Origin of the sequence: Micromonospora sp. NPDC047753 (assembly GCF_040642735.1) — a bacterium.
Taxonomy (GTDB): domain Bacteria; phylum Actinomycetota; class Actinomycetes; order Mycobacteriales; family Micromonosporaceae; genus Micromonospora.
Genome location: NZ_JBEYSL010000137.1, coordinates 1 through 14,217, shown reverse-complemented (window position 1 = coordinate 14,217; position 14,217 = coordinate 1). Strand labels below are relative to the sequence as shown.

Genomic DNA, 14,217 nt, shown 5'->3' with positions numbered 1-14,217 from the left:
GCCCAAACGATGATCAATTCGCTCGGCGTTGCGCCCCCTCGGCGGCTCCACAGTGTCTGGTCATGATGAGGCCACGTCGCGGAGGCAGCCGGCGGGCCTTGTCCAGGTTGGCGTTGTCCGGCCAGCTGTTGAGCGGCGCGAACCGCTGCCCACCGTCGCCGGCGCCGCCCCGGCCGTCCTCGATGCGGTACGTGCCGGCGGCGTGCCAGCTCATCCGGATCATCAGGCCGCCGTAGTGGCCGAAGTCGGCCGGCCACCAGTCCTGCGAGGTGGTGAGCACCTCGACGATGTCGCGCTTGAGGGCCTCGACGTCGAGCTTCGCGAACTCCCTGGCGTAGCTGAAGTCCTCGCCCAGCGGGTTGCCCTTCGACGAGTGGGCGTGCAGCACCGAGAGGTCGAGCTGGTTGGGCCACCAGTCCCGGTTGGTGCGCGGACGACCACCGGTCTTCGGGGTCGGCGAGTCGATCGCCGGGTTCTCACTTTCGCTGCCGTGCGCGGTCACCGAGTCGTGCGCGACCGGGCAGCCGGCCGCTGCCTTCTGGTCCACGCCCTGCGCACTGACGGGGCCGTTGTCCTGGGTGTCGCTCATGTACTTCCTTCCGAGCTTGCGGATCTCTGGGGCGTGCGTTCGGTCGCGCAGTCGGGACAGGTGCCCCAGTAGACGACCTCCGCCTCGTCGACCACGAAGCCGTGGTCGCCTGAGGCGGTGAGACAGGGAGCGTGGCCGACGGCACAGTCGACGTCGGCGATGGCGCCGCAGGAGCGGCACACGACATGGTGGTGATTGTCCGAGATCCGGGACTCGTATCGGGCTGTCGCCCCGGCCGGCTGGATGCGCCGCACCAGCCCGGCGTCGGTGAGCACCCGCAGCACGTCGTACACCGCCTGGTGGGAGACCGTGGGGTGGTCCGCGCGGACCAGCGCGATCACCGCGTCGGTGCCGACGTGCGGGTGGTCACGCAGCGCCGCGAGCACCGCCAACCGGGGCCGGGTCACGCGCAACGAGACAGCCCGTAGCTGCGCCTCGAAGTCGGACATCACGGGTACGAACACTAGCTCACTTTTTTGGAACGAATCAAGTTTTGCGCCGCCCGAGGTGCCCCAACGGCGGACGATTCACCCGAGGTTAACCTGCGGGAGGAAGAAATTCGGACAGCCATGTCGAGAAGTGCCGAGCGGCTCCGTCCCCGGAGTGAACGTGACCACGACGGGTCGCAGCCAACACCAAGGAGCACCACGATGGCCAAGTACCTGCTGCTCAAGCACTACCGGGGCGGCCCGGCCGGGGTGAACGACGTGCCGATGGACCAGTGGACCCCGGCGGAGATCTCGGCCCACATGCAGTACATGCGCGACTTCGCGGCCCGACTCGAGGAGACCGGCGAGTTCGTCGACGGTCAGGCACTCGCCCCGGAGGGAGCGTGGGTCCGGTACGACGGCGAGGGTCGCCCGCCGGTCACCGACGGCCCGTTCGCGGAGACCAAGGATCTCATCGCCGGCTGGATGGTGATCGACGTCGACAGCTACGACCGGGCTGTCGAGCTGGCCGGGGAGTTGTCGGCCGCGCCCGGGGCGGGCGGGAAGCCGATCCACGAGTGGCTGGAGCTGCGCCCGTTCCTGAGCGAGCCGCCCACCATCACGGAGTGACGACTCCGATGGACGAGACGCTGCTGCGCAACCTCACGCCGAGCGTCCTCGGGATCCTCGTCCGCCGCGGAATCGACTTCGCGGCGGCCGAGGACGCCGTGCAGGACGCCCTGGTCGAAGCGGTCCGGGTCTGGCCGGCCGACCCGCCGCGCGACCCGAAGGGCTGGCTGACCACCGTGGCGTGGCGACGGTTCCTCGACGCGGCCCGAGCCGACACCGCTCGCCGTCGACGCGAGGATCTCGTCGAGGAGGAGCCGGCGCCGGGGCCCACCCCCACCGCGGACGACACGCTCCAGCTCTACTTCCTGTGCGCCCACCCGTCGCTCACGCCGTCGTCCGCTGTCGCGCTCACGCTGCGCGCTGTCGGCGGGCTGACCACCCGGCAGATCGCCCACGCCTACCTGGTGCCCGAGGCGACCATGGCGCAACGCATCAGCAGGGCCAAGCGCACCGTCTCCGGGCTGCGGTTCGACCGACCCGGTGACGTCGCCACCGTCCTGCGCGTCCTCTACCTGGTCTTCAACGAGGGCTACTCCGGTGACGTGGACCTCGCCGCCGAGGCCATCCGGCTCACCCGGCAGCTCGCGGCCGCGATCGACCACCCCGAGGTGGCGGGGCTGCTGGCACTCATGCTGTTGCACCACGCCCGGCGCGCCGCCCGGACCGCCCCCGACGGCAGCCTGGTGCCGCTCGCCGAGCAGGACCGCAGCCGTTGGGACACCCGGTCGATCGCCGAGGGCGTCGCGATTCTCCAGGCGGCCCTGGCCCGCGACCAACTGGGTGAGTTCCAGACCCAGGCGGCCATCGCGGCGCTGCACGCGGACGCGCCCACCGCCGCGGAGACCGACTGGGTGCAGATCGTGCAGTGGTACGACGAACTGGTGCGCCTGACCGGGAACCCGGTCGTCAGACTCAACCGCGCGGTGGCGGTCGGTGAGGCCGACGGTCCCAGGGCCGGCCTGGCGGCGCTCGCGGCGGTGGACGACGCGCTGCCCCGGTACACGGCGGTGGCGGCGTACCTGAACGAGCGGGACGGCGACCTGGCAACGGCGGCGCGGCTGTACGCCGAGGCTGCCCAGCAGGCCCCCAACCTCGCCGAACGCGACCATCTGACCCGCCAGGCCGCCCGGCTCAACGACCTACGGCGTCGCTGACCCCTCGGGCAACGGGAGCGTCCGCCCGTGTCGTTGACCAAGGCCGGGGCACCTGGTCCGGAAAGTCTCCGGAACTTTCGGCGGCACCATCCCGGCCAATGTTCGGCTGTCGGGACGCCGTGACGACCGCCCTGACCTCTGATCCACTACTGACCTGGATGGATGCCGCTCCGGTGATGACGGCGGTGTTGCTGCTCTGTTTCCGGAAGTTGTTGACAAGTCGACGGCCGGGTTAATACGGTCGCCATCGACGGCATTCGATTGTCGTCAGCACCAGCCACCACGCCCCACTTCTCCGATCGTCGTGCAGGACGACCGGCCCCACCACCACCGAGCGGTACGACGCCGTGGCCGTCACCCGGCCGCCGGCAGCCTGCCGAGGCGTACCGCGCCGCTGGCCCCCGCCAGCCGTCAGAGGAGGCAACAGTTCCATGACCGACACCAGCCACACCAAACCGAGAGGCCGCGCCCGTATGCGGCTGCTCCTGGGCGCCGCATGCGCCGCCGTCGTGGCCGTCGCCGGCACGATGACGGCCACCAACGCGTACGCCGAGGCCGACCGGACCCTCACGTCGAACCTCACCGGCACGCACAACGGGTACTACTTCTCCTTCTGGAAGGACAGCGGCAACGCCAGCATGACGCTGCGCGCCGATGGCCGATACACCAGCAGTTGGGACAGGAGCACCAACAACTGGGTCGGCGGCAAGGGTTGGGCCACCGGCAGCCGGCGGACGGTCACCTACTCGGGCAGCTACAACCCGGGCAACAACAACACCTACCTCGCCCTGTACGGATGGACGCGCAACCCGCTGATCGAGTACTACGTGGTGGAGAACTTCGGCAGCTACAACCCGAGCAGCGGCGCACAGCGGATGGGCACTGTCACCACTGACGGCGGCACCTACGACATCCTCCGCAGCCAGCGGGTCAACGCCCCGTCGATCGATGGCAACCAGACGTTCTACCAGTTCTGGAGCGTCCGTCAGCAGAAGCGCTCGAGTGGCACCATCACCACCGCCAACCACTTCGACGCCTGGGCCCGGGCCGGCCTGAACCTCGGCACCAACCACAGCTACCAGGTCATGGCCACCGAGGGCTACCAGAGCCAGGGAAGCTCCGACATCACCGTGCGGGAGGGCAGCGGCGGCAACCCGACCACTCCGCCCACCACCGGCAACCCGGGGACCGGCAACTGCAACGCGACGATCTCCGCCGGCCAGCAGTGGGGTGACCGGTTCAACCTCAATGTCGCCGTCAGCGGCACCAACAACTGGGTGGTCAGCCTCGGCCTCGGTGGTGGCCAGAGCATCCAGAACAGTTGGAACGCCTCCGTCAGCGGCAGCAGCGGCACCGTCACCGCGAGGCCGAACGGCAACGGCAACAACTTCGGGATCACGGTCATGGCCAACGGCAACTGGAACTGGCCGACGATCACCTGCAGCACCGGCTGACCCGATCGACTCCTGACCCACACTGCTGGCGTGGCGGCCTCGGCCGTCACGCCAGCAGTCGTCGCTAGACCTCCGGCGCCGCGTTCTCGTCCGCTGCCGGCGCCCCCGGGGACGGCTTCTTCGTCGGCTCCGGGGCCGACTCCTCATCGCTCTCCGCGGACGCTGTCGCGGTCGGCGCCGCCGTCGTCCCACCCGTCGGGGCTGCCGTCGGCTCCGCTGGCGGGCTTTCGGACGAGGTGGGCTCGGGCGCGCCCCCGGTGCTCTCGCCGGAGGGCGTTGGCTGGCCGACCGGCCCGGCACCCGCCGAAACGCCTGCCGTCGGGGTCGGGGAGCCAGGCGCGCGGACCGGCAGGCCCCCGGAACCGCGGGTAGCCGGTTCTCCGCCACCCACGCCCAGGTCGGGCTCGCGCTGCGACGGGCCCGTCGTGGACACCGCTGGCGGCGTCGACGGCCCGTCGGTCGGGCCCGTCATCATCCCGATGGGATCGGCGAACACCAGGACGGCGGCTGCGGCGGCCATCGATCCGAGAACCACAGCGAGCACCTTGGGCCCCGGGCCGCCCGACCGCTTCGCCGCACCGCCGACGACCGGCCGTTGAATCTCGGTGCGTTCGACCGCCCCGACCGCCGCCCCGACCGGCGCTCCGACAGCCGTCCGCAGCTGATCGGCCGGATCCGCGAGCATCTGGGCCGCCGCGGCCATTGTCGCCGCCGTCGGGAAGCGACGGCTGGGGTCCTTGGCCATCGCTGTGGCAACCAACCGCTGGACCGCCTCCGGAACGTCCTCGGGCAGTGGCGACGGCTCCTCTTCGAGATGGCGCAACACCACCGCTATCGCGTTCTCGCCCTCGTGCGGGGGCCTGCCGGCAAGACAGTGGTAGACGACCGCCCCCAGCGCGTAGATGTCGATCGCCGACGTCGTCTCGCTCCTGGTGACCTGCTCGGGTGCCATGTAGAGGGCGGTGCCGACGACCTGGTTCGTCCCGGTGAGGCTCGCCGCCTCCTGGGTCACCGCGACGCCGAAGTCGACGAGTATGACGTGCCCGTCCGGCTCGATGATCAGGTTGCTGGGTTTGACGTCCCGGTGCACGACGCCGGCGTCGTGGGCGGCCTGGAGCGCGCGGGCGGTCTGCGCGGCGATCGACATCGTCTCGGCCACACCCAGCCGGCCCGTCTCGGCGATCCGCTCCGACAGGGGCTGCCCCTGCACGCACTCCATGACGATGTACGCGAGCACCGGAGCGTCGGGCTGGGACACCTCACCGTAGTCGTAGACCTGCGCGACACCCGGGTGACGCAGGGCCGCCATCGCCCGGGCCTCGCGACGGAACCGTTCGCCGAAGCCGGGATCGGTGACCAGCCGCGGTCGCAGCATCTTGATCGCGACGCGGCGGTCCAGGGTTTCGTCGACCGCCCGCCAGACATCGCCCATTCCACCGCTGGCGATGCTCTCGAGCAGACGGTAACGGTCCCCGACGACTTCCCCCACAATCGGCATGACATCGTCGGTACCCCGGACTGCCCGATCCCAAGCACCGCGACGTCGGCCGAGCCCGGTGTCCCCATGAAGAGGCCCCGCCACTTCCGACGGGGCCGCTTCGACCGTTCGGGGGCCTGATCAGCTGTTCAGTCTGGCGATCAGGGCGGTGGCCATGCCCTGCTCACCTCGGGCGTTGGGGTGGAACGGCGCGGCCGAGTTCTGCGGCACCAGACCCTCGACCCACCGGGTACCGCTGCTCTTGCACGCGTCACGGCCGATCGACGGCGTGTAGACGTCGGCGTAGGTGGCGCCGTTGGCGCTCGCGACGCTGGCCAGCATCGCGTTGAGCGACTTCTCGACGCCACGCAGGTACGGCACGTCCTGATAGGCGATCGGAACGACCGGCCAGCAGCCGTAACCGCTGTCGGGCAGGATCGCCGGATAGCCGAGCACCACGACCCGCGCGCCCGGCGCGGCCTGCCGGACCGCCCGGAGCACGGCGGTGATCTTCGGTGTGGCGGCGACGATCCGTGCCTGCAACTGGTCGACGCCTCCGGCGGTGTACCGGTTCTTGCACGGAGATCCGAGCGGGCTGCTGACGCTCGCCTCCGCGCAGTCGCCAATGATGCCGGCGAAACCGATGTCGTTGCCGCCGATCTGCACCGTCACCAGCGAGGTGTTCGAGGTGACCGCGTTGAGCTGCGGTGGCGTCGTGATGCCCAGCTGGCCGCTACCGCCGTAGAGGATGTCGTCAGTGGTGGCGCCGGAGCAGCTCACGTCGGCGAACGACGACGAACCGGCGGACGCCGCCACCAGCGACGGGTAGTTGCGGTTGGACCGTAGGCAGTTGAGGTCGACCTGGGTGGGGATCAGCGGGCCTGCGGTGTACGAGTCGCCCAGCGCTACGTAGCGGCCGGTGGGCACGGCGGCGCTGGCGGGGGTGGCGACGGTGAGCAGCACGCCGGCGGTGGCGAGGGCGAGTGCGGCCAACCGGGTGGCTGCCCGCAGGAGGGGCAGGCGGGGACGGGTCATGGCGCCTCCCAGGAGGGAATCAGGGGTGGTGGTGCCCGAGATCCTGTCGCCGCCGAGGCCGCGCGTCAATATCGATGGGCCTCACTAAACATCTGGCCGAAGTGTGGGATGGAACGATGGCGGTCAATTCAGTGGCGCATACCACCGGGCACCGGTGACCTCGATCCGCCGGGACTGCTTGCGGTTCCACTCCACCTGCATGCCGTGCTTGCGCAGCACCGGGAACGCGACCTCGTCCAGCAGTCGTTCCAGGTCGGCCTGGTAGCTGGCCTGCTGCTCGGCCTCCGACAGGCCCGCGTAGGCGGCCTCGTCGAAGTCGGCCGGCGGATAGACGCCGTAACCGAGGTAGACCTCGCCGTCCTCGCTCGCCAGCAGCGACTCGGTGTCCTGCTGGTGGTACCAGAGAAACCCGCGCCAGTGCCGTGAGTCGTCCCGCTCGTCGTCGATCTCGGCGCTCGCGCAGGTGCCACAACAGCTGAAGTTCTCCCGGGCCAACACCCCCAGCCCGTTGAGCTCGACGAAGGCACGGGTGAGGTTGCCGCGCACCTCACCCCACTCGCGCTGCTGCTCCCGCCGAACCGCCAACGCCGTCTCGTGTGCCGCCCTGAGCTCATCGTCGGTCGCGCCGCAGCGCTCGTCGTCGTCGTCGAAGAAGTCGACGAACTCGTCCGCGTCGCTCTCACCACGCACCACCCAGGCCCACAGCTCGTCCTCGATGGCGGTGCGGCCCGGCTCGGGGATCCGATCGCTGAGAAACCTGACGCCGGCAGGGCGATCGTTGTACGTCCACTCGGTCACGCCGAGATCTTCACATGGGCCTGTGACGGCCTCGCTCGGAGAACGGCCGGCGCGGCGGCCGTCCCCGCAGGAGCGCCCTAGTTTCCGGCCGGCGCCTGGTCCTTGACCTCGTCGTAGCCAACCGGCGTCGGCGCCGGGCCCGGCGCGTAGATCACGCGAAGGACACCCGTCGGGAACGCTTCCGTTGCCAGCAGTCGCAGGTGGTACGCCGCGTCACCCTCGTCGAACAGCCTGCGGCCCTTGCGCGCGGCCACCGGATGCACCAGCAGACGCAGCTCGTCGACCAGGCCGGCGGCGAGCAGTTGCTGCACGACGGAGATCGACCCGGGGATGAGAACCCCGCGCACCCCGGCGTCGGCCTTGAGCGCGGTGACGGCATCGAGGAGGTCCCCGTCGATCAGCTCGGAGTTGCGCCAGGAGAACTCCAGCGGCTGACGCGAGGCGACGACCTTGCGCATGTCGCCCAGTTGCTTGGCGAACGGTGCGTCCTCGCCACCGGCGGCCTCACGGTCCGGCCAGGCCCCGGCGAAGCTGTCGTACGTCTCGCGGCCGATGAGCAGCACGTTGGCGGCGTCGTAGTCCTCGGTGACGGCGCGGCCCATGTTCTCGTCGAAGTACGGGAAGTGCCAGTCAGGGTCGATCTCGGCCACACCGTCGGCCGAGATGAACAGCGTGGAGATGACCTTTGCCATCGCGGAGGTCCCTTCGAGTCGGGTGATGTCGGTAGGTCGACCGGCGCATCGTCCCAAACTCGTCAGCCACAGCCCGCCCCGCTGGCGCGTGTCGTGTCCCGTCTTTGTCAGCCGGCGTCACGGGAGCGATCCAGTGCCAGGTTTCCGGAGACCGGGGACGCCGAAGGATCAATCGCGCTCGGCGTGGTGCGGGGCGGGCTCGGTGTGACGCCGAGCCCGCCCCGTTCCGGTTCGGTCGAGCGCGATCGAAGCCGGTCAGCGCTGCAGGGTCAGCAGACCCGGCCGGTACGGCAGGAGGCCGTAGTCGCCGCCGGAGCTGGGGGAACGACCCTGGTAGAGCAGTTGCAGGTTGCAGGGGTTAACGGTCATGGTCTGGTCGGCGTTGGTGCGCAGCAGCTCACCGTGGCTGATGTCGTTGGTCCAGGTGGCGCCGCTGTTGGCCTTGCCGGCGAACGGGTTGCTCTCGCTGGTGGCCTGTGGGGTCCACGATCCGCCCAGGCTGGTCGCGGTGAACGAGCGGAAGTAGCGACCCTGCGAACCGATCGCCTCGACGATCATGAGGTAACGGTTCTGGCCTTGGAGCTTGTAGACCTGGACGGCTTCGAACAGGTTGTTCGTCGAGTCGCTCATGATGGTCGTGTAGTTGGAGCCGAAGCTGCCGGGGAAGTTGCCGATCGGCATGCTGGCCCGGTAGATCTTGCCGTTGTCACCCGCGAAGAACAGGTACATGTTCTGGTCGTCACCGATGACCGCCTGGTCGATCGGGCCGGTGCCCGAACCGGTGATGCTGCCACTGAACAGCGTCTGCGCCGCTGACCACCCGTTCGGGTTGGTCGGGTTGGTCGAGGTCCGGTAGGAGAACGCCGGCCCACCCCACTGGTAGGCGAGCACCCAGATGTTCTTCGGCGCGAAGTAGAACAGCGACGGCGCCACTGTCGCGTTGTTCATCGCGTTCTGGCTGGCCGAGGCCATCTGCGAGTAGTTCGAGAAGAGGCCGAAGTTCATCGAGCCCCACCGGGTGCCGGTGTCGTGGGTGGTGGCGTAGACGAGCTGCTGGCCGTTGTACGGCGCGACGGTGAAGTCCTTCAGCGAGACCCAACCGGACCTCGGCTGCGCCAGCGCACCGGTCGACGACCACCGGTACGTCGACGGAAGGTCACAGGTCTGGGTGGGCGGCGGCGTGGTCGGCGGCGGGTCGGTCGGCGGCGGAGTAGTCGGGGGCGGAGTAGTCGGCGTCGTGCCACCGGTGCAGGTGACACCGTTCAGGGCGAAGCTCGTCGGGGCGGGGTTGCTGCCCGTCCAGGACCCGTTGAACCCGAACGACACAGTGCCGTTGGCCGGGATCGCACCGTTGTAACTCACGTTCTTCGCGGTCACCGCCGACCCGCTCTGCGTCAGCGACGTGTTCCAGGCCTGCGTCACCGTCTGCCCGGCACCGTACGACCAGGTCAGCGTCCAACTGCTCAGCGGGTCACCCAGGTTCGTGATCGCCACGTTGGCACCGAAGCCGCCCTGCCACTGCGACGACACGGCGTAGTTCACCGAACAACCCTCAGCCGCGGCACCGGCCGGCAGCGCCGCGACAACTGTCGACGACAGCAGTAAGCCGACGCCGGCCGCAACCAGACCGGCATTGGTGGCTCTGGATCTGACCATGTAGCACCCTCCTCGCGGGACGGCGGCCCATACATTGGTGGTGGTCATTGCGTGGTAAGCGGTTGTGAACGTTAACAGGCCGCGTCAGGTATGCTACGGGAGCGCTCCCATACCCTCAACAGCATCTATCTTTCGTTCTCGCCGATGTCGAGGTTGCCGATGCTGCCGGCCAAGCGGTGACCTCCTCAGGCGACGGTGAGGGTCACGACACCGAACTGGTTGCTCCGCTGTACGTAGTGCGGCAGATAGAGCTTCCACGTCACGGTCAGCTCGCGCCCGGCCCGCATTGAGGCCGGCACCTCGGCGACCATTTCGAACACGGCAGTGCCGCCAGCGGGGATCTGCGGTAGGGCGCGGCAGTTCAGCCGGTAGAGCTGGGCCGAATTCACCGCGTCGTTCGTCGCGTCGCCGAGAGAGAACCGTTCCATCAGGTAGGCCGGGCAAGGGTCCAACGCGAGGGGGCCGTCGGTCGGGTTGCCCAGCGTCACCCGGAAGGTGAGCCGCGACCCGGCGACGGCGGTCGTCGGCCCCTGCACAGCGACGGTGAGTTTCTCGAGCGGCGAGGACGGGGGCTTCGACACCGCCACCGGCTCGGTGAACCCGCTCGCGGACAGCGTCCCGCGCGCGCGGGGGTTGACCCCCTCCCCCTGCGGACAGCCCGGACGCTCGACGGCGGTTACCGGTGCGCGCAGCCTGCCACCGTCGTGCGGCAGCTCGATCGCGAGCTCCAACGACCCCTTCACCGGCTGGCAGAACGGTCCGGACCAGTCCAGACGCAGGCTGGCGTTGCCGCCGGCCGGCACGACGATCACCCGGGTGCGGCCCTCCTCGTCGATGCCGTGGGTGTAGAGCATCGGGATCTCGCGACCGGCGGCGCGCATGGTCGTGGGCACCTCGCCCTGCAGGGTGCACTCGACCGTCGACGAGTTCCGCACGTCCACTTCGCCGATGAGCTTGCCGATGGCGGCGTCGAAGCCCCGAGGCGTCTCACCGCCGTTGCCGGGCCGCGTCCAGGTGGTGAGCCGACCGGCCAGCTGCTCCGCCCGGCACGGTTCGCTGTCGTTGGCCGGCGTTCTCGGCGCGGCAGGGCGACCGTTGAAGTCCTCGTCGGTGATCTTCAGGTCGGCCCAGGGCACGCTGCCGTCGGCGAGCAACTCGGTGGGCGCCGGCAGCGCGACCGTCGGGTCCGAGCGACCCGGCTGGGCGTTCGGGTCGGCACACGCCACCACCACGGTGAGGACGATCAGCAGTGGCACCAGTAGTCGACGCATCCCGCCACCCTCGCACGAACGAGCCGCACAGGCCTGAGTAGCAGTGCTCAGCGCCGATCAGTCGCTGATGGCCCCGGGCCCTCGGCGATCGCGACGGGAGTGCCGAGCTCGACGGTACGGGAGACCGTGCACAACCGATCGTGCGACTGCTGCAACGACCGGGGCAGCGCCGCACGGGCCGCGTCGCCCTCCGCGCCCTCCGGGAACGTCACCGTGAACTCGACCCGCAGGTTGCGCATCCGGTTTCCGCCGGCCTCGTCCCGGATCTTGTCACCGGTCACGGCGACGGTGAACTCGGTCGGCTCGGCACGACGACTGGTGATGTGGTCCACGTCCACCGCGGCGCAACCGCCGATGGCGGCCAGCAGCAACTCCACCGGCGTGAAACTGCCGTCCTCGCCCGTGCCCAGCGACACCGACCCACCACGGGAGTTCCGCACGACGTAGTTGCCCAGGCTGGTGCGCTCGATCGCCACCGAACGGAAGGTGTCCTCAGTCATGACAGAAAACTACCCGTCTCGGCGATCACGAGTAGGTGAGATGCAGCGTCATCCCGGCATCGGCGTGCGCCAGGTTGTGGCAGTGGTTGGCCCACATCCCCGGGTTGTCGGCCCGGAACGCCACCTCCCACACCTCGCCCGGACGGACGTCGAACGAGTCCAGCCACAGCGGGCTTCCGGTCGCCGGTCGACCGTCGCGGGCCAGCACCAGGACGTGGTGGCCGTGCAGGTGCCACGGGTGCACGATCTGTGAACGGTTGACGATCGTGAACCGTACGACGTCACCCAGGCGTACGACCTGCGGTGGGATGTCCGGATCGGCCGCGCCGTTGACGGTGTGGGCGTACCGCGGTAGCAGTCTGCGCAGGTCGAGTCCGCGATCGAGGACGAGGGTGAACGTCTTGTCGAACCGGGACCACTGCACCGGGGCAGTCGCGCCGTAGCCGAGCGGATCCAGCACCGGCCAGGCACCGGTCGCCGTCGACACCGGGCCGGTCGAGTAGACGGTCCGTCCGTCGACGACCAGTGCCACCGGGGTCGCCGGCGCGTCGAAGACCAGGTCGTAGCGGCCCCCGGCCGGGATCAGCACTGCGGTGTCCACCAGCGGCGTCGGGCCGCGCAGGTCGACGCCGTCGACCGCGGCCACCCGGAACGCGGTCCCGGCCAGGGCGTACCGGTGCGTCGTGCTGTCGGTGTTGATCAGCCGCAACCGCACCGACACGCCGGCCTCGACCTTCTCCACCCTCGGCGCGGGCAACGGACGGCCCGCCAGGGTGTGCACCGGCACTGTGACGTCGAGGCCGGTCACCGGGCCCGGTCGCACCACCAGCACCCCGTAGAGACCCATCCGCACGCCGACATCGGAGGCCGAGTGCGTGTGGTACCAGTACGTTCCGGCCTGGTCGGCGCGGAACCGGTAGACGAACTCCTGCCCGGGCCGCACCGCCGCCTGGGTCACGCCGGGTACCCCGTCCTGATCGTTTGGCACGTCGTACCCGTGCCAGTGCACTGTGACGCCGCGCTCGATGTTCCGGTTGCGCAGCGTCACCTCCAGGACGTCGCCGACGGTGGCGGTCAACTCCGGTCCGGGGACCTGCCCGTTGAACGCCCACGCCGCGACGTTCCGCCCGCCCGCGTCCACAGTGGCGGTTGCGGCGGTCAGTGTGAACCGCCGGGTGGGTTCGTCGGCGATGCGGGTCGCCGGAGAACCATGCTCATGCGGTACGGCGGGTGCGGCGCCCGGGGTGACGGTCAGCCCGGTTCCGGTCAGCAGGGCCGCGACCGCCACCACGAGGGCCGCCCGGGACGCCGTCCGGGACGGGCGCGCACCGAGCGCACGCGCCGAGATCACCGTGGCCGTCACGACCCCGGCGACCGCCAGCAGTCCCGCCCCGGCCGACGCCGGATAGCCGTGCAGGACCGTCACGAGCAGGGCGCTGCTCGTGGCGTACCCGGCGAAGAGGAGCGGGACCGCGACGGCCCGGATGTCGCCCGGGGCCCGCAGCAACCGCGGACCGGCGACACCCACCGCCGCGAGCGACAGCGGAGCCGCGATGAGGACCTTCTCCGCCGCGAACCACCAGCCGGCCCGGGCGAGGGCGGTGATCGTGAGCGCGCGGGCGAGCGTGGCGAGCAGCGCGACGACCGCCAGTCCCAGTGCGAGCGGGCGACGACGGGCGGCGGACGCGGCGCCAGCCCCCAGCCAGGCGGCGACCGCGAGGACCGCGATCACGAGGTCGGCCACGAGCAGCGACCCGGTGGTCACGCCGGCTCTCCTTCCCGGGTGACCAGCCGAGCCGCGCCGGCGGCGGCCGGCACGGCGAGCTGTCGCGCCGCCCGATGGACGCCGACCACGACGTGCACCGCGATGATCCCGTTGAGCGCGTGCAACCCACCGATGGTCAGGCCGAGCGGGGTGCTGACACCCGACGCGTCGGTGGACGCCTCCGCCACCATGGCGATGAGTGGCTGGAGGGCGACGAGGCCGATCGGGAGGACCGCCAGTCCGATGATCTTTCCGGGTGCCTTCGCCAGCGCGGCGAACAGGGCGGTGAGCAGCGTGAGAAGCGGGATCACCGCCATGCCGTTGACGCTGTGCAGCGCGTACGCGTCGTCGCCGGCGGGTCTGGTGAACCCACCCACGGCGGCGAGGACGAACTGCACGGCGAACCCGACGAGCAGTAGTGCGCTGATGATGACGAGTGCCTTGCGCATGGGTTGCCTCCTAGAGGTGCGCCGAGGCGAGGGCCTGGGCGACGTGATCGGTGGCCGTGATCGCCCCGTACGCGACCAACCGCACGAGGTCGGCGTCGGCGGGGTGGGAGAGCCGCCAGAGAGCGACGTCGCCCGGGCTGATCGCGCCGGGCGCGAACGCCGCCAGCAACGCGATCCGCGTCCCGACGCGGTCCGCGCCCGGCACGTCCCGGACCAGGTCGACGGCCCGCCACGGCAGCACCTTGGCCACGTTCACCGGCTCGAACGCGTGGTGGACGGCGTTGGGCGCGGTGGAGGGCGCGCAGCTGCTCATCATGCC

The 14,217-nt window shown here is 70.3% G+C and carries 13 protein-coding genes and 2 pseudogenes; 3 read left to right on the top strand and 12 right to left on the bottom strand.

Going from position 1 to position 14,217, the window contains the following annotated elements; translation table 11 throughout:
* Nucleotides 1-85: 85 nt before the first annotated feature.
* Nucleotides 86-589, bottom strand: a pseudogene (locus ABZ749_RS14350) (catalase-peroxidase); the annotation flags it as partial.
* Nucleotides 586-1,041, bottom strand: coding sequence for a Fur family transcriptional regulator (locus tag ABZ749_RS14345; RefSeq protein WP_354969622.1), 456 nt, complete (start codon nucleotides 1,039-1,041; stop codon nucleotides 586-588). The gene ABZ749_RS14345 and the pseudogene ABZ749_RS14350, both read right to left, overlap by 4 nt.
* Before the next feature lie 198 nt (nucleotides 1,042-1,239).
* On the opposite strand from ABZ749_RS14345, the gene ABZ749_RS14340 reads away from it, so the two are divergent.
* The 3 genes from ABZ749_RS14340 to ABZ749_RS14330 all read left to right on the top strand — a co-directional run bounded on the left by ABZ749_RS14340 (nucleotide 1,240) and on the right by ABZ749_RS14330 (nucleotide 4,255).
* Nucleotides 1,240-1,647, top strand: coding sequence for a YciI family protein (locus tag ABZ749_RS14340; protein ID WP_357227559.1), 408 nt, complete (start codon nucleotides 1,240-1,242; stop codon nucleotides 1,645-1,647).
* Nucleotides 1,648-1,655: 8 nt separating this feature from the next.
* Complete coding sequence (locus ABZ749_RS14335; RefSeq protein WP_357227562.1) at nucleotides 1,656-2,801, top strand: DUF6596 domain-containing protein; 1,146 nt, start codon at nucleotides 1,656-1,658, stop codon at nucleotides 2,799-2,801.
* 431 nt (nucleotides 2,802-3,232) lie between these two features.
* The gene (locus ABZ749_RS14330; protein WP_355008593.1) at nucleotides 3,233-4,255 is read left to right on the top strand and encodes a glycoside hydrolase family 11 protein; all 1,023 of its coding nucleotides are present in this window, start codon (nucleotides 3,233-3,235) and stop codon (nucleotides 4,253-4,255) included.
* A 64-nt stretch (nucleotides 4,256-4,319) separates the two neighbouring features.
* Here the strand turns inward: ABZ749_RS14330 and ABZ749_RS14325 are convergent, their stop codons facing one another.
* From ABZ749_RS14325 to ABZ749_RS14280, 10 genes and pseudogenes are all read right to left on the bottom strand, one after another.
* Nucleotides 4,320-5,753 carry a protein kinase gene (locus ABZ749_RS14325; RefSeq protein ID WP_357227554.1) on the bottom strand — a complete coding sequence of 478 codons (1,434 nt, stop codon included), beginning with the start codon at nucleotides 5,751-5,753 and terminating at the stop codon, nucleotides 4,320-4,322.
* Nucleotides 5,754-5,873: 120 nt separating this feature from the next.
* Nucleotides 5,874-6,767 (bottom strand): SGNH/GDSL hydrolase family protein, encoded by an 894-nt coding sequence (locus ABZ749_RS14320; RefSeq protein WP_357227551.1) that lies wholly within the window; start codon nucleotides 6,765-6,767, stop codon nucleotides 5,874-5,876.
* A 123-nt stretch (nucleotides 6,768-6,890) separates the two neighbouring features.
* The gene (locus ABZ749_RS14315; protein WP_357227548.1) at nucleotides 6,891-7,565 is read right to left on the bottom strand and encodes a hypothetical protein; all 675 of its coding nucleotides are present in this window, start codon (nucleotides 7,563-7,565) and stop codon (nucleotides 6,891-6,893) included.
* Between the two features lie 77 nt (nucleotides 7,566-7,642).
* Entirely contained in the window at nucleotides 7,643-8,257 is a 615-nt protein-coding gene (locus ABZ749_RS14310) for a dihydrofolate reductase family protein (protein ID WP_357227544.1), read from the bottom strand.
* 255 nt (nucleotides 8,258-8,512) lie between these two features.
* Nucleotides 8,513-9,913 (bottom strand): non-reducing end alpha-L-arabinofuranosidase family hydrolase, encoded by a 1,401-nt coding sequence (locus tag ABZ749_RS14305; protein WP_357227541.1) that lies wholly within the window; start codon nucleotides 9,911-9,913, stop codon nucleotides 8,513-8,515.
* 185 nt (nucleotides 9,914-10,098) lie between these two features.
* Nucleotides 10,099-11,184, bottom strand: a complete 1,086-nt coding sequence (locus ABZ749_RS14300; protein ID WP_357227538.1) for a hypothetical protein — start codon at nucleotides 11,182-11,184, stop codon at nucleotides 10,099-10,101.
* Nucleotides 11,185-11,231: 47 nt separating this feature from the next.
* Entirely contained in the window at nucleotides 11,232-11,684 is a 453-nt protein-coding gene (locus ABZ749_RS14295; protein ID WP_357227535.1) for an OsmC family protein, read from the bottom strand.
* A 25-nt stretch (nucleotides 11,685-11,709) separates the two neighbouring features.
* The gene (locus ABZ749_RS14290) at nucleotides 11,710-13,449 is read right to left on the bottom strand and encodes a multicopper oxidase family protein (RefSeq protein ID WP_357227532.1); all 1,740 of its coding nucleotides are present in this window, start codon (nucleotides 13,447-13,449) and stop codon (nucleotides 11,710-11,712) included.
* Nucleotides 13,446-13,898: a DUF6220 domain-containing protein gene (locus ABZ749_RS14285; RefSeq protein WP_357227529.1), complete on the bottom strand. Its 453-nt coding sequence runs from the start codon at nucleotides 13,896-13,898 to the stop codon at nucleotides 13,446-13,448. The genes ABZ749_RS14290 and ABZ749_RS14285 overlap by 4 nt, the downstream gene beginning before the upstream one ends.
* A 10-nt stretch (nucleotides 13,899-13,908) precedes the next feature.
* A pseudogene (locus ABZ749_RS14280) lies at nucleotides 13,909-14,217 on the bottom strand (hypothetical protein); the annotation flags it as partial.

What these genes read in the sequence shown, in the direction of transcription:
- ABZ749_RS14340 (WP_357227559.1), top strand. Translation starts at nt 1,240, where the DNA reads ATGGCCAAGTACCTGCTGCTCAAGCACTACCGGGGCGGCCCGGCCGGG.
- ABZ749_RS14335 (WP_357227562.1), top strand. Translation starts at nt 1,656, where the DNA reads ATGGACGAGACGCTGCTGCGCAACCTCACGCCGAGCGTCCTCGGGATC.
- ABZ749_RS14330 (WP_355008593.1), top strand. Translation starts at nt 3,233, where the DNA reads ATGACCGACACCAGCCACACCAAACCGAGAGGCCGCGCCCGTATGCGG.
- ABZ749_RS14325 (WP_357227554.1), bottom strand. Translation starts at nt 5,753, where the DNA reads ATGCCGATTGTGGGGGAAGTCGTCGGGGACCGTTACCGTCTGCTCGAG.
- ABZ749_RS14320 (WP_357227551.1), bottom strand. Translation starts at nt 6,767, where the DNA reads ATGACCCGTCCCCGCCTGCCCCTCCTGCGGGCAGCCACCCGGTTGGCC.
- ABZ749_RS14310 (WP_357227544.1), bottom strand. Translation starts at nt 8,257, where the DNA reads ATGGCAAAGGTCATCTCCACGCTGTTCATCTCGGCCGACGGTGTGGCC.
- ABZ749_RS14305 (WP_357227541.1), bottom strand. Translation starts at nt 9,913, where the DNA reads ATGGTCAGATCCAGAGCCACCAATGCCGGTCTGGTTGCGGCCGGCGTC.
- ABZ749_RS14300 (WP_357227538.1), bottom strand. Translation starts at nt 11,184, where the DNA reads ATGCGTCGACTACTGGTGCCACTGCTGATCGTCCTCACCGTGGTGGTG.
- ABZ749_RS14295 (WP_357227535.1), bottom strand. Translation starts at nt 11,684, where the DNA reads ATGACTGAGGACACCTTCCGTTCGGTGGCGATCGAGCGCACCAGCCTG.
- ABZ749_RS14285 (WP_357227529.1), bottom strand. Translation starts at nt 13,898, where the DNA reads ATGCGCAAGGCACTCGTCATCATCAGCGCACTACTGCTCGTCGGGTTC.